This is a genomic window from Longicatena caecimuris, from assembly GCF_004341945.1.
Lineage (GTDB): Bacteria > Bacillota_I > Bacilli_A > Erysipelotrichales > Erysipelotrichaceae > Longicatena > Longicatena caecimuris.
The window spans coordinates 43,455-65,596 of the sequence record NZ_SMBP01000017.1 but is presented as its reverse complement, the minus strand read 5'-3'; the positions used below and the strand labels follow the sequence as shown (position 1 = coordinate 65,596).

Genomic DNA, 22,142 nt, shown 5'->3' with positions numbered 1-22,142 from the left:
ATTAAGCTTTTATCGTTAAAAACAGGACATCCATGGTATAATAAAAAAGACGCAGATAAGCTGAATTTTGACATAATGTCAAATTTGTCTGCTAATCAAATGACGCAGATATGGTAAAGTGTATACTGCGCAAAGAAAAGAATAGGAGAAGTAACATGTTGAAAGTTTTAGAACATCCCCTGATTACGCATAAGCTTACGCAGATGCGCAGGAAGGAATGCGGAACCAAAGACTTTCGGGCCAATCTTGATGAAATTGCCGGTTTGATGGCATATGAGATTTCCCGCGATTTGCCTTTGCGTACCGTAGACATTGAAACACCGGTTTCTCCCTACACGACCAAAGAGCTGGCAAAGGATATCGTATTAGTACCGATTCTGCGTGCTGGTCTGGGCATGGTGAATGGTATTGCCAATCTGATTCCAACCGTTAAGATTGCGCATATCGGCTTGTATCGCGATGAGGAAACATTAGAACCTCATACGTATTTTGAAAAATATCCTAAAAATGTGAAGGATGCGGTTGTGATGATCGTTGATCCAATGCTGGCAACAGGAGGAAGTGCTAATGCTGCCATTGATATGGTGAAGAAACAGGGCGCAAAAAATATTCGCCTGGTTTGTTTGGTAGGTGCACCGGAAGGTGTAAAAGCTGTGGAAGAAGCACATCCGGAAGTGGATATTTACTTAGCTGCATTAGATGAGAAGCTAAATGAACATGGCTATATCGTACCGGGTCTTGGTGATGCAGGAGATAGAATCTTCGGTACAAAGTAACATGAAGGACTATTATAAGGCCGTTCGCTTTATGATGACGATGCTGTTAAGCTGTCTGTTAGCCGTTTTGATTGGTATGTGGCTAGATGAAAAGCTTCATACAACACCAATCATTTTGTTGCTGTTGCTGGCATATGCAATCATTGCTAATTTTTATCTGCTGATGAAAGGAATGAGTGAGCATGATGGATGAAACTTCACAGATGGGAAAAGAAATCCGCCGTATTACGCTTGCTTTAGCACTTGTCAGCTGTGGTATCTCACTCATGCTTTTTCAAGGGCATTTCAAAGATATCGGTGCCGGTATTTTGATTGGTGCACTCACCGGTATCATCGGTTTCTCGATGATCACGCACATGAGCAACACCATTGAATTATATGGCAATCCCAAGGCAAAAGGTTACAGCAGCTATGTAAAACGCTATGCCATTTATACACTGATCTTTGCGTTAGCCGCATGGCGAGGCGTACATGTTTTGGCACTTTTGGCAGGAATGCTGCTTCATAAAGGGGCAATTCTTATATATGTATTTCTACACAGAAAGGAGGATTGATTCGTGGAATTTGTAATCCGGATAGGTGATATGACGATTCAGCTGCACCCATCCATTGTGAACTGGCTGATTCTGTGTGTGCTATTATCTGTCTTTTTCATTATTGCAGGTAATAAGATAAAGAAAGCAGATCCAACACAGGCACCGAAAGGCTTTGTGCTTGTATGTGAATGTGTCGCCAAATTGGGTACCGGTATTATATCCGATAACCTTAAGGCACGTACGAAGTTTTATCTGCCCTTCTTTGGAACACTGATCTTTATGATGGCTCCTAGTAACTTACTGGGGCTGATAGGATTACAGCCACCGACATCAAACTTAAGTGTTAATGTGACACTGGCTGTTATGATGTTCTTGCTGATTCAATTCGTCGGACTCAAGGAAAAAGGTGTGATTGGAAGATTTAAGGAGCTGTGTGATCCTATCTTCTTATTCTTACCGTTAAACATCCTTGGTGATCTGGCATTACCGGTTTCACTGTCACTGCGTTTGTTTGGTAACCTGTTGGCAGGTACCATTATTACCGGTCTTGTTTACACACTGATGGAATCGCTGATGCCGTTTGGTGTACTAGGTTTATCCTTTACGCCATTCCTGCATGCGTATTTCGATATTTTCTCAGGTCTGATTCAGACCTACATCTTCTTCACATTGGCAAGTTTCTTCTTGAGTGAATCGTATGCCGATGAAGAAGAATAAAAAAGCTGTTTGCAAATTAGTAATAGGAGGAAATGAAAATGGCTGAATTTAATGAATTTTTCGTACAAGGTATGGCACTGTTAGGTGCTGGTATTGCAATGATTGCTGGTCTTGGTCCTGGTATTGGTCAGGGTATTGCCGCTAGTAAAGGTGCTGAATCCGTAGGCCGCAATCCAGAAGCTGCCGGTAAGATTCGTTCTATCATGGTATTAGGTATCGCGATGGCCGAAACAACTGGTATCTATGCATTGATCATCGCATTGCTGCTGATTTTCCTGAAAGGTTAAGCGTAAGATCCTGCAAGGTCATGCGCATGCAGAAAGTAAGCAAGTTTTGCTATTAGGGAAAGAACCCTCTGCATGAAGAAAATATCTTTTACATAGGCATGACTTTTATATGAATTTTCGTAAGATTCACAACCATAAGGAGGTTTAGCAGATGAATATCGACATTACCAATTACCTGCGAATAAACCCTGTGGATATGGCTCTTGTCTGTATTTCAACCTTGATCATCTGTCTGGTTGCCAAGCATTTTTTCTGGGATGTCATCACGGATTATTTCCAGAAACGCCACGATGCAATCGCAGCAGATATCCAAGCGGGCAGCGATGCACGCAAAGCGGGTGAAGATTATAAAGTACAGTATGAAACGCAGATGGCAAATGCCAAAAGCGATGCTCATGAGATCCTGGAAACCGCAAAACGCAATGCGACGGCTGAGAAGAAAGAAATTCTTGCTAAAGCCAGAGATGAAGCGGATGGATTAAAAACAAAAGCAATGCAGGATATTGAGCGTGAAAAAGTTCAGGCACAGAAAGAAATGAAACAGACGATTACGGATGTAGCATTTGAAGCTGCCAGCAAGATCATTGAGAAGGAGCTGGATGAGAAACAACAGCAGAAGTATGTGGATGAATTTATTGAACACGCAGGTGATGACACATGGCAGGCATAGTCAGTAAGAATTACTGTGATGCATTGTTTGCGCTGGCACAAGAAGATCAAAAGCTGGATGTATATAAAGAACAGCTGAATGTGGTGGCAGACAGTGTGAAGCAGGATGATGAATTCCGTGCTGTCATGGCACATCCGAAAATCAGTAAGGAAGAAAAGAAAGGCATGTTGGAAACAATCTATGGAAAGCAGATTGACCATATGCTGTTAAACTTTTTAAAACTGCTGATTGATAAAGGACGTTTCGCTAAAATTGAAGAGATTCGCAGAGAATACAATAAGGCTTACAATGACTTTAATAACATTCAGGTGGTACACGTGAAGAGTGCAACACCATTACAGAAGGAAGAAATTGCGAAGCTGAAAGAAACACTCGAAAAGAAACTGCAGAAAAAAGTAGATTTCGTGCTGTCAACAGATAAAGATCTGATTGCCGGCATCCGCATCAAAATAAACGATCAGATTATCGACAATACGGCATTAGGCAGACTACAGCGTCTGAAACGTACCGTTTTGAACGTATCTGAAACACAATAAGCAAGTGAGGTGAATATGGTGAGTTTAAAGCCAGAAGAAATCAGCAAACTGATCAAGGAACAGATACGGCGCTACGATGATGAGCTGGAGGTCGGAGAAACCGGCACCGTCATCACGATTGGTGATGGTATCTCGTTAGTCCATGGTCTGAATAATGCAATGTCTGGAGAACTGTTACTGTTCCCACACGATGTGTATGGAATGGTATTGAACCTTGAAGAGGAACATGTCGGAGCCGTATTGTTAGGTGATGATGAGGGAATCAAAGAGGGCGACGAAGTAAAGCGTACAGGAAAGATCGTAGAAGTTCCTGTTGGTGATATGATGTTAGGAAGAGTTGTCAATGCCTTAGGACAGGCGATTGATGGCGGTGCTCCTATTGTCAGTGAAAAATACCGTCCGGTAGAGCGTGTTGCTCCCGGTGTTATGACACGTAAAAGTGTTCATCAGCCAATTCAGACAGGTTTGAAGATCATTGACTCTATGATCCCAATCGGAAAAGGGCAGCGTGAGTTGATCATCGGGGATCGCCAGACAGGTAAAACAGCGATTGCCATTGATACGATCATCAACCAAAAAGGTAAGAATGTAAAATGTATTTATGTAGCAATCGGACAGAAAGCCAGTACGGTTGCCCAAATCGTAGAAAAATTAAGAAAACATGGTGCTATGGAATATACGACAATCGTATCTTCTACCGCTAGTGAACCGGCGCCTTTGCAATACATTGCTCCATATGCAGGATGTGCGATTGGGGAAGAATGGATGGAAAACGGTGACGATGTCTTAATCATCTATGATGATTTAAGTAAGCATGCGGTTGCTTATCGTACCATGTCCTTGTTGTTAAAACGTCCACCAGGACGTGAAGCCTATCCAGGGGATGTCTTCTATTTGCATAGCCGTCTGTTAGAGCGTGCAGCGAAGCTGAACGATGAATTAGGTGCAGGAAGTTTAACCGCACTGCCAATTATTGAAACGCAGGCAGGGGATATTTCTGCTTATATTCCTACCAACGTTATTTCTATCACCGATGGACAGATCTTCTTACAGACAGAATTGTTTAACAGCGGTGTACGTCCTGCGGTAGACAGTGGTTTATCGGTATCCCGTGTTGGTAGTGCAGCCCAGATCAAAGCCATGAAGCAGGTCAGCGGAAGCTTAAAACTGGAATTAGCACAGTTCCGTGAAATGCAGGCCTTTGCGAAATTCGGTAGTGACTTAGATGCTGCTACGACTGAAACATTGGCACATGGGGAACGCTTAACACAATTACTGATACAGAACCAGTATGAACCAATGCCGGTTGCCCATCAGGTATTATCTTTATTTGCGGCAAAACATAAATTCTTGAAGCCTGTGAAGGTAGAACAGGTCAAACTGTATGAAAAAGAAATGTTAAAATATATGGAACGTGAACATGCGGACATCATCCATGATATTGATGAACAGCAGGCGTTAGACGATGCCTTGTCACAGCGTATCAAGGATGCCTTGACTTCTTTTGAAACAGAATTCAAGAACATGCTGGAAGGATAGTCTATGGCAGCTGGAAAACTGGAAATCAAAGCGCGCATCCGCTCAGTAGAATCTACCAAAAAGATTACCAAGGCGATGCAGCTAGTGGCGACCAGTAAGCTGAAAAAACAAAAACAGTACATGGAAGAAAATCGGGAATATGCCCATTATTTAAAAGAAACGGTGCAAGAAATCCTGTCTTCCATAGAACATTCCCGCCATCCTTATTTAAGTAAAAATGAAGGCGTAAAACCATTCACCATCGTTTTTACAAGTGATATGGGCTTATGTGGCGGCTATAATGCGAATATCTTTCGCATGCTGTTGAATGACATTGGCAATGTCGGTGATTTTGTCATGATAGGAAGTCGCGGTGTCAATTGGAGCCGTAATAAGGATTTCCATGTCGTGATGGAAGAAACAGACTTTGAAGATGACTGTTACAGTGAACTGGTAACCATTGCCGATCATGCATTGGACTTATACCGCAAGAAAGAAATATCCGAAATCCGTATCCTGTATACTCACTTTGTGAACTCTGTCAGCTTTGAGCCGCAGTTAGTAACCTTGTTGCCGGTAGAAAAGGATAAGGAACGTGAAAAGAAAACAAGCGCTCTGACAATCTTTGAACCAGCGGGTGATCAAATTCTTGATACCTTGGTTCCGATGTATGTCAGATCTCTGTTATACAGCTATTTCCTGGAAACTAAAACAAGTGAACAGGCAAGTCGCCGTATGGCTATGGAAAGCGCTACAGATAACGCTGAAGAAATTAAGGAAACACTGGAATTACAATTCAACCAGGCTAGACAGGCCGCCATTACACAGGAAATCACAGAAATCGTCGGCGGTGTCAACGCAATGGAAGGAGTGAGCAGTTGATGAGTAAAAACACAGGAAAAATTGTGCAGGTCATCGGTCCGGTAGTTGACGTTGCTTTTGAAAACGGCGAATTACCACAACTGTTGAGCGCAATCGAAATCCCTTTGAAAAATCAAGACTCTCTGATTGTCGAAGTGGCACAGCATATCGGCGATGAACGGGTACGCTGTATTGCCATGGGTGGTACGGATGGTTTAGTACGTGGCATGGATGCCATCGATACAGGCGCACCGATTCAAGTACCTGTCGGAGATGAAGTCTTAGGAAGAATGTTTAATGTCTTAGGCCGCGAAATTGATGGTTTAGGCGAAGTAAAGACAAGCAAACGTCTGCCTATTCATCGCAAAGCACCAAGCTTTGATGAACAACAGACATCTGCGGAAATGTTGGAAACCGGTATTAAGGTTATCGACCTTTTGTGCCCATATTCCAAAGGTGGTAAGATTGGTCTGTTCGGTGGTGCCGGTGTAGGTAAAACCGTATTGATTCAAGAATTGATTCACAATATTGCCAAGGAACATGGTGGTAAATCCGTTGTTACCGGTGTTGGGGAAAGAACCCGTGAAGGTAACGACATGTATCATGAAATGAAGGACAGTGGTGTCCTTGATAAAACCGTTCTGGTATATGGACAGATGAATGAATCTCCAGGTGCCAGAATGCGTGTTGGTTTGACCGGCTTAACGATGGCGGAATACTTCCGTGATGTTGAACATCAGGATGTGTTATTGTTTATCGACAATATCTTCCGTTTCACACAGGCTGGTTCAGAAGTAAGTGCGCTGTTAGGACGTATGCCAAGTGCCGTAGGTTATCAGCCAACATTGGCAACGGAAATGGGACAGTTACAGGAACGTATCACATCTACGAAGGATGGTTCCATCACTTCCGTACAGGCCATCTACGTACCTGCCGATGACTTGACAGACCCCGCACCAGCAACGGCATTTACCCATTTGGATGCTAAAACCGTATTGGATCGTGACATTGCGGCATTGGGTATCTACCCGGCTGTTGATCCATTGGAATCTAGCTCTCGTATCCTCGATCCATTAGTGGTGGGTGAGGAACATTATGAGGTAGCCCGTGGTGTACAGCAAATCTTACAGAGATATAAAGAATTACAGGATATCATCGCTATCTTAGGTATGGATGAATTAAGTGAAGAAGATAAGATCATCGTTAACCGTGCCCGTCGTGTACGTAACTTCCTGTCACAGCCATTCCATGTTGCCGAAGTATTCTCCGGTATCAAAGGATGCTACGTATCTCGTGAAGATACGGTACGCAGTTTTAAAGAGCTGCTAGATGGCAAGTATGATGACTTACCGGAACAGGCCTTCATGTTCGCTTCCACTATTGAAGAAGTGGTAGAAAAAGCCAAAGCGATGGAAGGCTAGTCCTATGATCAAGCTGAAAATCATTACTCCTCTTGGTTTGTATAAAGAGGGTGAAGTGGAGGCTGTGCATGTCACAACGGTAGATGGTGAAACAACCATTCTTTCCAATCATATGCCAATCGTGGCAATGTTAAAGACATGCAAATGTACCTTGAGCGAGCATAAGGAACAAAAGGATTATGCTTTGGCCGGTGGTTTGTTACAGTTTGCGGATAATGAAATGCGCATTTTGACAGATGCCGTAGAAGGTCGTGAAGAAATAGATATTGAACGAGCAAAACGGGCAAAGGAACGTGCGGAAGCGCGTTTGAAAAAGCAAGACAGCCGCACAAATATCAAACGTGCAGAGGTTGCCCTTGCCAAAGCTATCAATCGTATTCATGTTTATAATGGATAAGTCATATTGACGTATGAAACTCTTCGAGAGTGCATACGTCTTTTTATGTTGTGTTGGAAAAGAAGAATGTACGCTAAAGTCTTATGGTATAAGGAATTTGTATGGATAGAAGGAAAAGAAAAAGGTAACAATATGGAAAAACGTCGCAGTTAGGTAGTCAAAATATTGGAAAAACATCGCACTATATCGGCATAATCCATAGAAAACCGTCGCAAAATAAAGAAAACTCTTGTACGACCGCAGGCATACCTTTAACAAGACAGTAAAATTTAAATGAATGGAAATTAGGAAAGATTGATTTTCAACTCCATATTTAATTAGTCCAAAGACATTTCTATAATCTAATAGACCTATATGAAGATATTACACATTATCTGCTATTTCTGCGATATGAAATACAGAACGTTTTGCTTTTCGACAATTTCCCATTTTGTTTTAGATAAGTAGTGTTATAATAATGTACATAGTCGAAAAGGAGCAAACCTTTATGGAAGAAAAGAAATCAGAAACAGAAACAATAGAAAATACAAAACCAAATGTAGAAGCTATGATTATAGATGATGAACAACAAGAAGATAGTTCTTCAATGAAAAAGAGCAAGAAGAAAAAGCCTAAGAAAAGCGGATGGAAGTATGAATTGTTTGATTTAGCCAGAACCTTCATCATCTGCTTTATCGTCGTAATGCTGTTATCACACTTTGTCATCAATCCAGTGCAGGTTGATGGAGATAGTATGTATCCAACGCTTAGCGATTCAGAAATCGGTGTCATGAATATCTTTTTGGCAAAGACCCAAGGCATTAAACGCCAGGATGTGGTGGTTGTCTATAATGAAGAAACTGATGAAAACTGGGTAAAGCGTGTGATTGGTATGCCAAATGATACGGTATATGCGAAAGATGATGTGGTTTATGTAAATGACAAGCCATTAGAAGAGCCTTATCTAAATACAGAGTATGCAAATCATATTCGATCACAGGGGAAACCATTTACGGAGGATTTTAATAAAATAACCTTAGGAAAAGATGAATACTTTTTGATGGGAGATAACCGTGTGGTATCTTATGATTCTAGAGCAGTCGGGCCTTTTAAAAAATCTGCTATCGTTGGTAAGGATGTTTATGTTTTATTTCCTTTCACGGAAATTAAAATGGTAAGAAACGGTGCTCCTGAATAGTGTAAGATAAAATTAAGAAATGGAATGACAGATTGAAAAATTCAGTGTTATAATAATAACGTAAATTTATGTGTTTTCATCTAGCCAATGAAATCATGATGCATAGATTTATATAAGAATTTTTCTCTCCTCCTTTGAGTGTGAAAATTCTTCTTGAGTGTCCGATTGGACGCTCTTTCATTAAATGAAACCGCTAATTGTAACGGAGGGATCGTATGCAGAACAATAGAAAAAACGAACATGATGATGTAGATTTGACAGGTATTATTAACGATTATAGTAAAGATAGTGAATTACGCCGAAAGATAGAAGAGATGAAACGCCAAAAAGAAGCACAGACAACTGCTTCAGCATCACCACGAAACCAAGAGGAAAATGCGATTAATCCATTAACGGGAGAGAAATTTCATTCCCCTATCTTTGAAGATAAAAAAGCAAGTACAGAGAAGAAAGCTATCCCTGATATTCGCGTAGATGAAGAAGAACTGGCGAAAACAAGAGTAGGCTTTGTGGATGATACAAATGATCAGACATTGGTAATCATGAATGGCAAAAAAAGCCTAACTGCAGCTGAAGAGCCACAAGATGTAACGATGACTCAGCAGATGCCAATCTCTGATTATGATGAAGAAGCAGAAGACGAGGAAAAATTGGGGAAAACGATCGTTCAGCCATTATCGGATGTACATGTGTTAGATGAGGCTGAAGAACCATTACCTGTAAAGAAATCAATTAAGAAAACCACATCTAAAAAAGAAGAAGTGGAAGAAGATGAAGGCGATGATGAAGAAAAAAATACGAAGATAAATAAAATCATTACCTATGTCATTCTTGGTATTGTTGGGATTTTAATCATCGTTGCATGCTTTTTTGCCGTACAATATGCAATGGATACTTTCCTTGGCGGTAATGATAATAAAAAGGCACCGGAGCAAACAGAAGAACCAACAACCCCAACCAAGGATCCGACAAATACGGATGCAAATAAGGATGATACCAATAACAAAGACGATGTTACTGATTCCTCAGCCAAGATTGCAGCTTTAAAGAAACAAAGAGAAACCTATGTACAGCGGAAAGCAGATGCCAACGATAAGTTGGAACTTGCCGAAAAGGATAAGAAGGATGCAACTGAAACTTTAGCATCTTTAGAAAAAAATGAGTTGGCAAAGGCTAAAGAGGCGCAGAAAAAAGTAAGTACTTATGAAAATGGTGAGTATAAGGCAGCCAACGATGAATATGAACGTATTTTAGGGAATTATAATGCGGAAAAAGATGAAACAGTAAAAGCTCAGTTAAAAGAAAGTTTAGATGCGGCATTAGAAAGAAAAAATGCAGCTATGACAGAATATAATCGTCTTACTGGAGAAGCATCTTCACTTACCGGTATTTATAATGAGAAAAAAGAAACCGCAGAAAGCAAGAAGAGCAAGGCTGAGCAGACAATCACAGAACAAAAGAATGAAATTGCGACTTTAGAAGAAGAAATCAAAAAAATTGATAATCAGCTAAAAGAGTTAGAATAGTCTCGCTTGTAAGTGGTGGGCAAAAAACGTAGGAAATCGTAAAACCTGATGTAGGGTCTTAGGGTTTCCTTTTTTTATGATTTTTACGTCTTTTTTACCGGTGATGTCAGAAAAAGAACCGATTTTGTGTTTCATACATCCTTTTTATCATATTGTGTGTATAATGAAACTATTAGTGAGGGTGATAAGATGTTGCAAATTTGTGTATTGGATGACGAATATCAGGATGGGAAAAGAAATGAAGATTTATTGCGGGCATATTTTGACAAACGTCATATGGAAGCCAGAATTGATCGTTATACAAATGGAAAAGAGCTTCTAGATAGTACGAAGATATATCATATGCTGTTTTTAGATATTGAGATACAAGAAGAAAATGGGATTGAAATTGCGATGGAATTACGTAAACGTTTACCGGATATGATTATCGTAGTAATTACCAGCTATCTAAAATATTCTTTAGAGGGTTATAAGATACAAGCATCCCGGTATTTGTTAAAGCCAATTCATGAGACTTTGTTGTATAGTGAATTGGATGAAATTTTACAGACAAGAGATACCTCACAAACACTGACTTTAACTATGCACCAAGAGACAACCATGGTGAAAATGAAAGAAATTTTATATTTTGAAAGTATTGGAAGAACGACTTGTTTCCATACGCCTCAAGGAGTATATGAAAGTAAGGAAGGGGTTAGTTATTGGGCAAAGCAATTACATGTGCATTTTGTTGAATGTCATAAGGGATTGTTTGTACAATTGAGCCATATTATGCAGATTCATAAAGACTGTATTGAAATAAGCAATCATGAGACTTTACCCTTGGCTAGAAGAAGAGTGCAGCAAGTACAAGAAAGCTGGTTACAGTTTCAGGAGATGAGTCTATGAATTATTTCACGGTATTTCTTTGCACAGGCAGCATGCTTTATATGACCTTTTTATATTATGAGACATGGTTTCAGTTTTCCGCAATGAAGATGAAAATCAGGCAGTTTATGAGCATCCTGGTTATGGGAGCTTGTCTAAGCAGCTTGGTGTTACCAATGGATTGGTATTTATATGGTTTATGGGCATTGTGTATCTTTGCTGGTTTCATTTATGAGAAAGAAACAGCCTTTGTAAAATGTTTCTGCAGTTTTCTGGTAAGTTTTATCCTCTCCTTGCTGGTGGTATTCATGATGGATGTTTTTCTCCATGATTGGTATGCAAAATGCATGTGTTTTCTGCTTGTCGAGGGAATCCTTCATGCGTTGCTTTTTTTGATACTTCGCAAGCAAAGCGAAGGCGGATGGTTTTTATTAATGGCATATGGAGTGTTGTTAGGTATCATGATACAGTTTGTCTGGCTTAAGAAATCCAATATGATGCATATAGAGCATATGTTACCGTTTTTGCTATTTCTTATGATCACGTTGTTAAATCGTTTTGCGTATGTGCAAAAGCAGCAGTATGAAACGATGTTATCAATAACAAATCGCAGACATTTAGCAAAAGAAAATGTCATTCAGTATGAACGATTACAAAAGGATAATGATGAAATATTACGTCAGATACATGATTTACGTAAACAGATGAAGCTCTTAAATAATAAAACAATAGAAGAGAATGATACATTGACGAAAAAAATCATGATGACTTATTCTGAGGTGGTAAGTTTTATTCCTACCGGTTGTCCTTTGCTGGATCGGGTTTTGCGCAATTATCAAAAAGATATCATGGAGCAGGATATTCAATTGATACTAGATGTAGAACCATTTGCAGAAGATCAGTTTGATCCTGTGGATATGAGCGCTATTTTTTGCAATATGGTGGAAAATGCTATTGAAAGCTGTGTAAAATGTAAACAACGTGTCATACAGTTAAAGATACGCAAAGAGAAAGGGTATGTTTTTATAAAAATGAAAAACAGCTGTGAAAGTGTACATCAAGTTGGTGAACGCATGCTGTCAACGAAAGAGGATACCTTTTATCACGGTTTTGGATTGCGTAATATGCAAGATGTGGCACAGAAATATCAAGGAGATCTGCATTGTTGCTTTGATCAAGAACATCAATTATTTATTACCAAAATACATCTTGCTTTACCACATGTGTCATAAAAGCAGCCACTTATGCAAAAGTATGACACAGAAAGTAAAAGATGACGTATTGTATAAGCGGGTAAAGAAAACCTATGGGAGGTATTGTTATGAAGCAGAAGAAAGGAAATGTCTCACGTGGAAAGATTCTAGCCAGTGCAGCTGTTATTGCGGTTATCGGATTGTTGTTTGGTGTTGCAATGCAGGGACTGTTAAAGGATACACTTGGTTTATCCCAATCCAACATTACCATTTGTATGATCGTCTTTCTAATGTTCGTCGAATGCTTATGGCTCCCCTTTGCGATAGATTCCAGCAAATGTATGGAATATCATGAAACATATCTGGCTTATCTTCCTCCATACGGTCATTTTAAAAAATTATCATTGGTATTACAGATCTTGTTATCAAAAGAGATTAGTGATTTTTATGAACGATTGTATTGGCATGAAATTGATAGAGTTAAGTTTACCTTTGAGCGCAAATGGGGCACCTGGGGATATAGTCGTTACACCATGCAGCTATATTTCCTATTGAAAAATAAAGATGTGAAGTTGTTTACCATGAATTCCATGGAAAATGGCTTCCTGTTGCCATCAAGTACGGGAGGCTTACCTATTTTTGCCAATCTTCATCATGAAGACATAGTAAATATTCTCCAATATATGAAGACTTGTGGGGTTATCATTGAGGATCCCTATCATCTTCTGGAGGCGTTGAAGAATCCGGATATTACGATGTATGAATATATGGAGACAATCAATAAGCCTTATAAATTCTGAGTTTTCTTCCCTTTCACTGATGGAGCCATCTTCTGGATGGCTCTTTTGTAATTCTATCTGTTGTTTGCAAAGGCGTGTTTTTTCTTTCTATCAAATTTGTAAGATTACTTTGGTAAATTGTTATTTTCGATGTGGAATGCTATAATAAAGCTACTTTTAGGAACGGAGGAAACAAACATGGACAAAATTGCTGCCTTTTTACATCGCAAGCTAGACAACTTTTCATTTGATGAATATCTGATCATGTTTGTTGTCTGTACGATATTTTTACCTTTCTATTGTTCGATCATCGCGATTATCGGTGTATTGCTTTATTTAACTATTCAGGGACGTATGAAAACGATCATTCAATCAGTACCAAGATCAAAATTCGCAATTGCCTTTTGCTTGTTAGCCTCTTTGGTGGCAGCATTCCATCAAAACTGGCTGGGAGCTGTTTGTGGAATCGGTATCTTAGTGATCTTTCTCTTTATTTTTTACTTCCGTACGGTGATTAATAAACGTTTATTTGAATTGTTAATGGATGCCTGCTGCATCATATCATTATTCTGTGTAGCTTGGGCCTTGATGGAATATATGCGTATCGTACATCGTCTGAACTATGATTTTATGATGCTGGTTATTGAAGACAGTCCTAAAAATCGTGTGAATTCAACCTTTTTTAATGCCAATTACTATGCAATGATGATTGAATTTCTGGTGCTTATCTGCGTATATAAGATGATGCAGGTTAAAACAAAACGCCGTATTATTTTTTATATCGTAACGATTTTGGCAAATCTATTTGCTTTATATCTGACAGGCTGTCGTACGGCCTGGGTACCATTTGTTGTGACGATACCTTTCATGTTTTTGATGAATAAGCGTTTTGGTTATTTCACCGCGACCATGAGTGCAATTGGAACAGGTGGGATAGCAATATTATTAAAGCCGGAGGTATTTCAAAGAGCTTCTATCTTTACGGATTTTCTTAAGCGAGCTAAAATTTGGACAACAGCCGTTAAAGGAATAGAGGCGCATCCTTTGCTGGGGGAAGGTCCATTGACTTATTTCCATATTTATAAACAATATGGTGGACATCCTACACAACATGCTCATAATGTGATTTTAGATCCTATCTTAAGTCATGGAGTGATTGGCGTATTGATCATGGGAGTCTATTTTGGCAGTAATCTGAAAGAAATATATCGTTTATTTGTAAGACGCATTGATTTGCGTTTATGTTCCTTGATCGTTGCCTGTATCCTAACTGTCTTGATTCATGGCATGTTGGATTATACAGTGTATTGGGTACAAACGGGCTTGTTGTTTCTTCTGATATTATCAAGCTCCAGTATTTACTTCCACAAAGAACGTGCGTATACACAAGAGGAGGTTTAACGCCTCCCTTTTTTTGATGGAGAAGTATGATATAATATAAGAAATGTAAGGAGGGTGCTTATGCGTTATTTCCTAATCACTTTTACTGTATATCTTTTTTGTTTTGCGGCAAGTTTCTGGGCATTAAGCAGTGTCAAATTTGACCGTTTTTGTGATGTGCACAAACCAGGAAAAGTGCAATGTCTGCTATTGTTGTTAGCGTTGGCTTTAGGCTATCTGGTAGCACAATTTTTATTGAATATATCTTTGTTCAATGGTCTATAGATGATGGTGCATGATATGAAACAGCGACGCAAATTGTTACGTAATGTGAGCATACGCTCCCGCCTTTTATTTGGTTTTATCGCATTGCCATTGGTGGTAATGATTATCTGTTTTTTATTATACTATAATTTCAGTATGCAAATGATCATATCAAAGAATCAGGAATCATCACAACATTCTGTTGAGATGGTAGAAGAACTCTTTCATCTGAATATGGAGCGTCTTGAAGATCAGATGACGGAATTCTGTGCACAAGGAATCGTATATGACATGTTGCTGAGTGATGGTGAAAGCTCTGTACGCAAAAATTTCGTTGCCTATGCAAAGATGAATATGAATTTAAACGGACGAAATCGTCTGGTGCTCTTTAATGAGAAACAGGAAGTCATTTATGATGATGCCGGTGAAAAGGAACAAGGAAATTTGTCATTACCATCTACCTTGGATATTAGTTGGGCATATAAAAAAGAACATAATGGAATATTCTTAACAAAACGTATCGTTTACCATAATGAAACCATTGGCTATGTTTGTGGTGGTTTTAAAGAGGGAGCATTCAGTCCATCATTTACCAATGCTTCCAGTATTTCAAATATGATGATCATTATTGATAAGGATAATCATTATTTATTTGGTCAGGCAGCGTTTCCGAAAGGAAAAAATATTCAGATAAGTCAAGACATGGTCAATGTGAATGGTAAGTCTTATTACCATGAAAGTAAACAAATCGAGGGCATGGATTGGAAGGTTGTCAATCTGGTAAGCTCGGAATATGTCTTACAAGAAATTCATAGTACGCGGAATATGCTATTTCTTTATGGAGTGGCCATCTTGATATTAGAAGCTATCTTATCGACTATTGTATATCACAGTATTTATGATCCGATTCATAATATTTTGGTATCCATGCGTAAGCTTGATGAAACGAATCTTATTAGTAGTCAGGTGGAGGATAATGGGAAAGATGAGGTACATGAATTAAGTGAAAACTTTAATGACTTGTTGAATCGTGTACAGGAATTAGTAAAGACGGTTGCACTGGAACAGGAACAAAAAAGAGAAACGCAACTTCAGTTGTTACAGGCACAAATAAATCCGCATTTCTTATTCAATACGTTAAATACACTTCATTATTTGGCGATTTTAAATGAAGACAATCCCGTTAGTGAAGGCATTAGTGCGCTATCAAAGTTATTACGTAATACGATCGTAGACAGTAATGAATATGTTGATGTGGAAGAAGAAATAGAAAATGTGAAAAATTATATCATCATTCAAAAGCTTCGCTATGGTGATTTGTTTGAAACGGTTTATAATATTGATGAAGATGTACGCCATTGCCGTATTTTGAAATTTCTGTTACAGCCGATTGTTGAAAACAGTATTCTGCATGCATTTGAAGAAGATCGCGAACATCAGATTTTGACGATTCGTGCGCAGGCTGAAAAAGGTTGTTTGAAAATAGAGATAGGAGATAATGGAAAAGGATTTCAAGAGGTGGAACAATCCTATACCAATAAGAAATTAAGTGGCATCGGTATTATGAATATACAAGAGCGCATACGCTTGATGTATGGAGATAAATATTCGATGAATATTCAGAGTGAAGTGAATAAAGGAACCATTGTGACACTGTTGCTTCCATATAGGAAAGGGGGAATTACAGATGTACAAGGTATTGATAGCAGATGATGAAAGATTGATCCGAATCACGTTAAAAAATATGATTGACTGGCAGGCCTTACACTGTGAGGTGATTGCGACGGTCAAGGATGGCAAGGAAGCTTATCGCATCTTTCAAGAGGTACACCCTGAAATTGTTATTACCGATTTGAAAATGCCGGAAATGGATGGCATAGAACTCATAACAAAAATAAAAAAAGAAAGTCGAAATACACAAGTCATCGTATTAAGCAATTATTCCGACTTTGAGCTAGTCCGTGATGCGATGAAGGCAGGCGCTTTTGATTATCTGTTAAAGATTACATTGGAAAAAGAAGAATTGACCAGGATCATCACCCAGGTGAAAGAAAACTGTGAAGAAGGTGGTTCATCACAAAATGAAGAAGAAAAACAGGGAATTAAAGAATTACAACAATGCATGGTATTAAGTAAAAATGAGCATATCATTGATATGAAGGAATATCAGCGAGCTTTAGCACAACCGATTTTTCGGGAATATGAGGATTTTTATCAATTGGCTTATTTTCGTGTTGATAATATTAATATGCTTTATGAAGGGAAATTTAAAGAACATGCGCGTTTACAGAGTAATCTGCGTGATTTGATACGCGAAAGTATCTCGTTATATGTAAAACATCAGGTGATTTTTATTAGTAATCACTCTGGTGTCATTCTTTTCCACAGTGCGGAGAAGTTGCGTATTATAACGATATGTAATTCCATTATGCGAAATATTGAACAATATCTGGATGTCCATTTATCGATTACCTTATCTGATATACAGCGCACCTTAAAGACCTATGATGAAGTATATATGCAGGTGGTACAGGCTCATGAACAGCGCTTTTATAAAGGGGAAGGTGTGTTGATACACAGTGAAGAAGGGGATCTGTTTCATAGCCTGCAAATGAATGATTTACAATACCATGTGGAATTGCTGGAGGCGGTGCAGAAGAAAAATTTTCATCAGGCGAATGTATTAATTGATAAGACATTATTGTATATGCGTGAAAATCATATCGTACCAAGACAAGTCTTAGAATATACGATTTTTATTATTAATAACTTAGAAGGAAAAGAGATTGAAAAAGGAGCCCGACAGAACATGCCGTTTGGCGCAATCACCGCAAACATACGGAAATGTGAAACACTGGATAAATTGTCAGAAGTGTTAAAAGAAGGCTTTGTGAAGATTGAGGAGTGGATGAAAGATTCTAGCAGTAGTAAATATCGCCGTGAAATAACGGAAGTGATGGATTTTGTGGAAAAGAATTATCATCAGAAACTGAATTTGAAAATGCTGGCAGAAACATTAGATATGAATGAAAGTACGCTGAGTAGATTATTCAAAAGTGAGACGGGTATCAATCTGAATTATTATATTAATGAAAAAAGAATGAAGAAGGCCAAAGAATTGTTACAAGAACCCGCTTATAAGATTAAGGATGTGGCAAATGCTGTCGGTATGGAAGATCAGCTATATTTTAATAAGGTGTTTAAAAAATACTATCATGTATCACCAAGTGATTATCGTAAGAAAGTTCTTCAGGATGATGAAGCATAGAACCGGCTTTGTCATCATACCATGATAGGGGAGGTGTGAGGCTTTGAAGGAAACATGCAAGGCAGTCGCGCTTGTTCTCAGCATCATTGTTATCTTTTACTTATGGTTACATATTGGAGATGGAAAGCAGTCATCGCTTAAATGGCAGACACAGGAAGAGAAATCTTTTACAGCTGAAAAGCAGAAAGAATCTAAAAAGAAAGTACATGTCGTCAGACAAGATGGCAGTGAGCTGCATTTGGCTATGGATGATTATTTACGTGGTGTCATAGCCTCTGAAATGTCAGCATCTTTTGAAATGGAAGCATTAAAAGCGCAATGTGTTGCGGCGAGGACCTTTGTGATACGGCGAGGCTTAGAAGTAGATGATACGACACAGACACAAGTTTATCATGATGATAAACAATTAAAGCAAATATGGGGGGCATCCTATGCGAAGTATTCTAAACGTATCAAACAGGCCGTGAAAGAGACATCTGGAGAAATTTTGACGTATCAGGGAAAACCGATATCCGCAGTGTTTTTTAGCGGCTCTTGTGGGAAAACGGCAAATGCGGAGGAGTATTGGGAAAGTAAAACGCCCTACTTGCGTAGTGTCGATTCCCATTGGGATAAAAAGGAAAAGGGATATGAAAAGACGGTAACGATCGATAGCAATACCTTTCATACGAAATTGGGTTTTCAAAATCCTGTCAGCGAAATCAGTGAGCCGCTTCGATATGCCAGCGGTTATGTAAAAAGTATAAAAATCGATGGTATAACATTTAGCGGACGCAGTATAAGAGAGAAGTTAAATCTTCGCTCTTCTTGTTTCACCATTAAAAAAACCGGGGATGCTTATCGCATCACGACAAAAGGATATGGGCATGGTTTAGGAATGTCACAGTATGGTGCTCAGGGGATGGCGTTGGAAGGTAAGAGCTATCAGGAAATCCTACATCATTATTACACTGATGTAAAGATTGAAAAAAAGGATGTATAAAGGAATTTCATAAGGGAATAATCATCACTAGAGGTGATGAAATGTATAGCTATACGAAAGAAAAAAACACATCAAAACGAAGACTGATTGTTGCATTAAGCTGTGTGCTGGTGATTGCCGTAGCGTTTATCAGCTATGAATACACAAGCCGCAAGGATAAAGAGGACACGGCAGTGTTCAAGGAAAGTGTTCCGGTATTGTCATTGCCGGATACCACGCAGAAAGGCATCCATCCATTCAATGTAGAAGCGAAAACGGTGTTAGAATACTTTGATGGTAAGGATCATGAAGTTGACAGCATGACGAAATTTGAAGGTGTCTATCGTGCCAATCAGGGAATTGATTATGCATGTAACGATGAAGCCTTTGATGTTTTAGCTGTTTTTGCCGGTGATGTCAGTGAGGTGAAAGAAGATGCCTTGTTTGGAAAGAGTGTTACCATCAAGAGCAAGGATCTTTCCATCACCTATCAAAGCCTGGATGATGTGGCATTAAAACAAGGTGATAAAGTGAATCAGGGTGATGCCATTGCTAAAGCGGGTACGAATATTTACAATAAAGAGTTAGGAAAGCATTTGCATATGGTCGTTGAAAAAAATGGTACGATCATAGATCCGAAAACCGTCTTTGACAAGACTTTGAGCGAGATAAAATAGTACCTAAAGGGTACTATTTTCATATCCGTAAAATAAGAAAGCGGTTAAATCTTAAGGATGTCTGAAGTTTGCAGAATTTGCCTTTTTTAATCGGAATTTTATGTTATAATGATATTTGCTTGAAGAACGGAGGAATAACTATGTTTTCGAAAGAAGTAGGAATCGACTTAGGAACAGCGAACTTATTAATGTATGTAAAAGGCGAGGGTATCGTTATTGACGAACCTAGCGTCGTGGCAATAGATGCAGAAACAAAAAAATGTCTGGCTGCAGGCCAGGAAGCAAAGGATATGCTTGGAAGAACACCAGGCAGAGTATTGGCAATCCGTCCTTTAAAGGATGGCGTTATCGCGGACTTTGAAGTAACCGAAATTATGCTGAATTTCTTCTTTAAGAAATTGGCAATCAAGGGAATGTTCAAACGTCCTACGATTCTGATTTGTTGTCCAAGCAATATTACAAGTGTGGAAAGAAATGCCATTCGTGATGCCGCTTATCGCGCAGGGGCAAAAAAAGTATTTATTGAAGAAGAACCAAAAGTAGCAGCGGTTGGTGCCGGTTTGGATATCGGTAAGCCAAGTGGCTGTATGGTATTGGATATCGGTGGTGGTACTACCGATGTTGCGGTTATTTCTTTAGGGGAAATCGTATCCAGTACATCTTTGAAGATTGCTGGAGATACCTTTGATCGTGATATCATTAAATTTGTAAAAGAAGAAAAGAAACTGTTGATCGGTGATCGTACAGCCGAAGAAGTGAAGAAAAATATCGGTACTGCTTGGAAAGGCAGCTTACATGAAACAATGGAAGTCAGCGGACGTGACTTGGTTACCGGCTTACCAACAACGATTTCCTTATGCTCTGAGGAAATTCAGGGTAGTATGGCAGAAAGCCTGCAGGATGTTGTACGTGCTTGTAAAACGGTATTGGAACAGACACCTCCGGAATTGGCTAGCGATATTGTTACCAGAGGTATCGTATTAACCGGTGGTGGTGCATTGTTGCATGGTATTGATGAATTATTGCGTAATGAATTACATATTCCAGTATATGTTGCGGAAAATGCATTGCGCTGTGTTGCAGAAGGAACCGGAATCTTATTGGAGAATTTGCATCTGGTACGCTAAAACACATAAGATAAGCGAGGTGAATCTATGGATTACCTGAAATATCTATTGATTCCGTTGTTACTATCGGCTTTTCTGACACCTTTCTTAAAAGTTGTGGCAACGCGATTAGAAATTTATGCCTTAGAAAATGAACGAACGGTACATAGTGGCAAAATTGCCCGTATTGGCGGAGTTGCCATCTATGTATCTTTTGTTGTGTGTATGGCGGTGTTTATGAAAACCGATATGACCATCAATGGGATCTTGATTGGCGGAAGTATTATGTTTATCGGCGGATTGATTGATGATATGGTAAACTTATCGCCGAAATTGAAATTATTATTTGAAATAGCTGCTGCCATTGTACTGATGATGGTAGGAAAGGTGAGTTTAGATGTCATTCGTTTACCTTTAGGTATTACGATTGATATGGGAATCATCTCTTTCTTAGTAACTTTTGTCTGGATCATCGGGATTACCAATGCGGTCAATCTGATTGATGGATTGGATGGCTTAGCCGGTGGTATCAGTACGATTATTTTGATTGTGGTTGCATGTCTTTCTGCTATTGAAGGACGTATGGATATTCAAACGATGTCGTTGATCTTGGCGGGTGCAACGATGGGGTTCCTCATTTATAATTCACATCCGGCAAGCATCTTTATGGGAGATTGCGGTGCGTTATTCTTAGGCTTTATCATATCAGCGATTTCTTTATTAGGCTTTAAGAGTTCTACGATCATGACATTGGCCTTACCGATTTTATTATTGGCGGTACCGATTGTGGATACCTTAGGTGCAATCTTACGAAGAAAATTGTCCGGGCATAAATTCTCAGATGCGGATAAAAAACATGTGCATCATTTGTTGATGCAGCGTTTCGGGCAACGAAATACAGTGCTAATTTTGTATGTGGTTACAGCTTTGTTTGGTTTTACCGCATATATCTATTTGGTGAATAAAACGGCTGGCTTTGTTGTTCTCTTCATCATTGCCTTGATTGTTGAATTGTTCATTGAAGGCAGTGGCATGATATCGAAACAATTTCATCCTTTGTTATCGGTGATAAGAGGCGTTAAAAAACGATTCCTAATAATCTGCCATAAATTTAGTAAAAGAAGTAATTAAATATAAATGTGAGACGTCGATGTATATGGGCGTCTTTTTTCGTATGGTTATAGGAAGAGAAAAAGTTTATATAAAGAAAACTTTCCGATTTAAT

At 39.0% G+C, this 22,142-nt stretch carries 24 protein-coding genes; all 24 read left to right on the top strand.

What is annotated here, in order from left to right; genetic code table 11:
- Positions 1 to 155 precede the first annotated feature (155 nt).
- The 24 genes from upp to EDD61_RS10040 all read left to right on the top strand — a co-directional run bounded on the left by upp (position 156) and on the right by EDD61_RS10040 (position 22,048).
- Complete coding sequence (upp, locus tag EDD61_RS10155; RefSeq protein WP_008690949.1) at positions 156 to 776, top strand: uracil phosphoribosyltransferase; 621 nt, start codon at positions 156 to 158, stop codon at positions 774 to 776.
- Between the two features lies 1 nt (position 777).
- Entirely contained in the window at positions 778 to 969 is a 192-nt protein-coding gene (locus EDD61_RS10150; protein ID WP_017144521.1) for an AtpZ/AtpI family protein, read from the top strand.
- Positions 959 to 1,330, top strand: a complete 372-nt coding sequence (locus EDD61_RS10145; protein ID WP_008690952.1) for a hypothetical protein — start codon at positions 959 to 961, stop codon at positions 1,328 to 1,330. The genes EDD61_RS10150 and EDD61_RS10145 overlap by 11 nt, the downstream gene beginning before the upstream one ends.
- Before the next feature lie 3 nt (positions 1,331 to 1,333).
- The gene (gene atpB, locus EDD61_RS10140) at positions 1,334 to 2,029 is read left to right on the top strand and encodes a F0F1 ATP synthase subunit A (protein ID WP_008690953.1); all 696 of its coding nucleotides are present in this window, start codon (positions 1,334 to 1,336) and stop codon (positions 2,027 to 2,029) included.
- Positions 2,030 to 2,067: 38 nt separating this feature from the next.
- On the top strand, positions 2,068 to 2,316 hold the full coding sequence (atpE, locus tag EDD61_RS10135; protein ID WP_008690954.1) for an ATP synthase F0 subunit C: 249 nt from the start codon (positions 2,068 to 2,070) through the stop codon (positions 2,314 to 2,316).
- Between the two features lie 151 nt (positions 2,317 to 2,467).
- Positions 2,468 to 2,986, top strand: coding sequence for a F0F1 ATP synthase subunit B (gene atpF / locus EDD61_RS10130; protein ID WP_008690955.1), 519 nt, complete (start codon positions 2,468 to 2,470; stop codon positions 2,984 to 2,986).
- On the top strand, positions 2,974 to 3,522 hold the full coding sequence (gene atpH, locus EDD61_RS10125) for an ATP synthase F1 subunit delta (RefSeq protein ID WP_008690956.1): 549 nt from the start codon (positions 2,974 to 2,976) through the stop codon (positions 3,520 to 3,522). The genes atpF and atpH overlap by 13 nt, the downstream gene beginning before the upstream one ends.
- Before the next feature lie 15 nt (positions 3,523 to 3,537).
- Positions 3,538 to 5,061, top strand: coding sequence for a F0F1 ATP synthase subunit alpha (gene atpA, locus EDD61_RS10120; RefSeq protein WP_020991079.1), 1,524 nt, complete (start codon positions 3,538 to 3,540; stop codon positions 5,059 to 5,061).
- A 3-nt stretch (positions 5,062 to 5,064) separates the two neighbouring features.
- Complete coding sequence (gene atpG / locus EDD61_RS10115; protein WP_132225250.1) at positions 5,065 to 5,922, top strand: ATP synthase F1 subunit gamma; 858 nt, start codon at positions 5,065 to 5,067, stop codon at positions 5,920 to 5,922.
- On the top strand, positions 5,922 to 7,322 hold the full coding sequence (atpD, locus tag EDD61_RS10110; protein WP_008690960.1) for a F0F1 ATP synthase subunit beta: 1,401 nt from the start codon (positions 5,922 to 5,924) through the stop codon (positions 7,320 to 7,322). The genes atpG and atpD overlap by 1 nt, the downstream gene beginning before the upstream one ends.
- Positions 7,323 to 7,326: 4 nt before the next feature.
- Complete coding sequence (atpC, locus tag EDD61_RS10105; protein WP_008690961.1) at positions 7,327 to 7,719, top strand: ATP synthase F1 subunit epsilon; 393 nt, start codon at positions 7,327 to 7,329, stop codon at positions 7,717 to 7,719.
- 487 nt (positions 7,720 to 8,206) lie between these two features.
- Positions 8,207 to 8,896 carry a signal peptidase I gene (gene lepB / locus EDD61_RS10100; protein ID WP_008690962.1) on the top strand — a complete coding sequence of 230 codons (690 nt, stop codon included), beginning with the start codon at positions 8,207 to 8,209 and terminating at the stop codon, positions 8,894 to 8,896.
- 215 nt (positions 8,897 to 9,111) lie between these two features.
- Positions 9,112 to 10,422 (top strand): hypothetical protein, encoded by a 1,311-nt coding sequence (locus EDD61_RS10095; RefSeq protein WP_132225248.1) that lies wholly within the window; start codon positions 9,112 to 9,114, stop codon positions 10,420 to 10,422.
- A 189-nt stretch (positions 10,423 to 10,611) separates the two neighbouring features.
- Positions 10,612 to 11,310 (top strand): LytR/AlgR family response regulator transcription factor, encoded by a 699-nt coding sequence (locus EDD61_RS10090; RefSeq protein ID WP_132225246.1) that lies wholly within the window; start codon positions 10,612 to 10,614, stop codon positions 11,308 to 11,310.
- The gene (locus EDD61_RS10085; protein WP_132225244.1) at positions 11,307 to 12,521 is read left to right on the top strand and encodes an ATP-binding protein; all 1,215 of its coding nucleotides are present in this window, start codon (positions 11,307 to 11,309) and stop codon (positions 12,519 to 12,521) included. The genes EDD61_RS10090 and EDD61_RS10085 overlap by 4 nt, the downstream gene beginning before the upstream one ends.
- Positions 12,522 to 12,610: 89 nt before the next feature.
- The gene (locus EDD61_RS10080; RefSeq protein ID WP_008690967.1) at positions 12,611 to 13,282 is read left to right on the top strand and encodes a hypothetical protein; all 672 of its coding nucleotides are present in this window, start codon (positions 12,611 to 12,613) and stop codon (positions 13,280 to 13,282) included.
- 177 nt (positions 13,283 to 13,459) lie between these two features.
- Positions 13,460 to 14,662, top strand: a complete 1,203-nt coding sequence (locus tag EDD61_RS10075; protein WP_008690969.1) for an O-antigen ligase family protein — start codon at positions 13,460 to 13,462, stop codon at positions 14,660 to 14,662.
- A 60-nt stretch (positions 14,663 to 14,722) separates the two neighbouring features.
- The gene (locus EDD61_RS10070) at positions 14,723 to 14,926 is read left to right on the top strand and encodes a DUF1146 domain-containing protein (RefSeq protein WP_008690970.1); all 204 of its coding nucleotides are present in this window, start codon (positions 14,723 to 14,725) and stop codon (positions 14,924 to 14,926) included.
- 15 nt (positions 14,927 to 14,941) lie between these two features.
- Positions 14,942 to 16,618 (top strand): sensor histidine kinase, encoded by a 1,677-nt coding sequence (locus EDD61_RS10065; protein WP_226896800.1) that lies wholly within the window; start codon positions 14,942 to 14,944, stop codon positions 16,616 to 16,618.
- On the top strand, positions 16,593 to 18,173 hold the full coding sequence (locus EDD61_RS10060; protein WP_132225242.1) for a response regulator transcription factor: 1,581 nt from the start codon (positions 16,593 to 16,595) through the stop codon (positions 18,171 to 18,173). The genes EDD61_RS10065 and EDD61_RS10060 overlap by 26 nt, the downstream gene beginning before the upstream one ends.
- Positions 18,174 to 18,216: 43 nt before the next feature.
- Positions 18,217 to 19,155, top strand: a complete 939-nt coding sequence (gene spoIID, locus EDD61_RS10055; protein ID WP_008690976.1) for a stage II sporulation protein D — start codon at positions 18,217 to 18,219, stop codon at positions 19,153 to 19,155.
- 41 nt (positions 19,156 to 19,196) lie between these two features.
- A complete protein-coding gene (locus EDD61_RS10050; protein ID WP_008690977.1) occupies positions 19,197 to 19,811 on the top strand; it encodes a M23 family metallopeptidase in 615 nt (204 codons plus the stop codon).
- Between the two features lie 140 nt (positions 19,812 to 19,951).
- Complete coding sequence (mreB, locus tag EDD61_RS10045) at positions 19,952 to 20,938, top strand: rod shape-determining protein (RefSeq protein WP_008690978.1); 987 nt, start codon at positions 19,952 to 19,954, stop codon at positions 20,936 to 20,938.
- Positions 20,939 to 20,965: 27 nt separating this feature from the next.
- Entirely contained in the window at positions 20,966 to 22,048 is a 1,083-nt protein-coding gene (locus tag EDD61_RS10040; protein ID WP_008690981.1) for an MraY family glycosyltransferase, read from the top strand.
- Positions 22,049 to 22,142 lie beyond the last annotated feature (94 nt).

Excerpts from the sequence above, each read along its gene's own strand:
- upp (WP_008690949.1), top strand. The coding sequence starts at position 156 with ATGTTGAAAGTTTTAGAACATCCCCTGATTACGCATAAGCTTACGCAG.
- EDD61_RS10150 (WP_017144521.1), top strand. The coding sequence starts at position 778 with ATGAAGGACTATTATAAGGCCGTTCGCTTTATGATGACGATGCTGTTA.
- EDD61_RS10145 (WP_008690952.1), top strand. The coding sequence starts at position 959 with ATGATGGATGAAACTTCACAGATGGGAAAAGAAATCCGCCGTATTACG.
- atpE (WP_008690954.1), top strand. The coding sequence starts at position 2,068 with ATGGCTGAATTTAATGAATTTTTCGTACAAGGTATGGCACTGTTAGGT.
- atpF (WP_008690955.1), top strand. The coding sequence starts at position 2,468 with ATGAATATCGACATTACCAATTACCTGCGAATAAACCCTGTGGATATG.
- atpH (WP_008690956.1), top strand. The coding sequence starts at position 2,974 with ATGGCAGGCATAGTCAGTAAGAATTACTGTGATGCATTGTTTGCGCTG.
- atpA (WP_020991079.1), top strand. The coding sequence starts at position 3,538 with ATGGTGAGTTTAAAGCCAGAAGAAATCAGCAAACTGATCAAGGAACAG.
- atpG (WP_132225250.1), top strand. The coding sequence starts at position 5,065 with ATGGCAGCTGGAAAACTGGAAATCAAAGCGCGCATCCGCTCAGTAGAA.
- atpD (WP_008690960.1), top strand. The coding sequence starts at position 5,922 with ATGAGTAAAAACACAGGAAAAATTGTGCAGGTCATCGGTCCGGTAGTT.
- atpC (WP_008690961.1), top strand. The coding sequence starts at position 7,327 with ATGATCAAGCTGAAAATCATTACTCCTCTTGGTTTGTATAAAGAGGGT.
- lepB (WP_008690962.1), top strand. The coding sequence starts at position 8,207 with ATGGAAGAAAAGAAATCAGAAACAGAAACAATAGAAAATACAAAACCA.
- EDD61_RS10095 (WP_132225248.1), top strand. The coding sequence starts at position 9,112 with ATGCAGAACAATAGAAAAAACGAACATGATGATGTAGATTTGACAGGT.
- EDD61_RS10090 (WP_132225246.1), top strand. The coding sequence starts at position 10,612 with ATGTTGCAAATTTGTGTATTGGATGACGAATATCAGGATGGGAAAAGA.
- EDD61_RS10085 (WP_132225244.1), top strand. The coding sequence starts at position 11,307 with ATGAATTATTTCACGGTATTTCTTTGCACAGGCAGCATGCTTTATATG.
- EDD61_RS10080 (WP_008690967.1), top strand. The coding sequence starts at position 12,611 with ATGAAGCAGAAGAAAGGAAATGTCTCACGTGGAAAGATTCTAGCCAGT.
- EDD61_RS10075 (WP_008690969.1), top strand. The coding sequence starts at position 13,460 with ATGGACAAAATTGCTGCCTTTTTACATCGCAAGCTAGACAACTTTTCA.
- EDD61_RS10070 (WP_008690970.1), top strand. The coding sequence starts at position 14,723 with ATGCGTTATTTCCTAATCACTTTTACTGTATATCTTTTTTGTTTTGCG.
- EDD61_RS10065 (WP_226896800.1), top strand. The coding sequence starts at position 14,942 with ATGAAACAGCGACGCAAATTGTTACGTAATGTGAGCATACGCTCCCGC.
- EDD61_RS10060 (WP_132225242.1), top strand. The coding sequence starts at position 16,593 with ATGTACAAGGTATTGATAGCAGATGATGAAAGATTGATCCGAATCACG.
- EDD61_RS10050 (WP_008690977.1), top strand. The coding sequence starts at position 19,197 with ATGTATAGCTATACGAAAGAAAAAAACACATCAAAACGAAGACTGATT.
- mreB (WP_008690978.1), top strand. The coding sequence starts at position 19,952 with ATGTTTTCGAAAGAAGTAGGAATCGACTTAGGAACAGCGAACTTATTA.
- EDD61_RS10040 (WP_008690981.1), top strand. The coding sequence starts at position 20,966 with ATGGATTACCTGAAATATCTATTGATTCCGTTGTTACTATCGGCTTTT.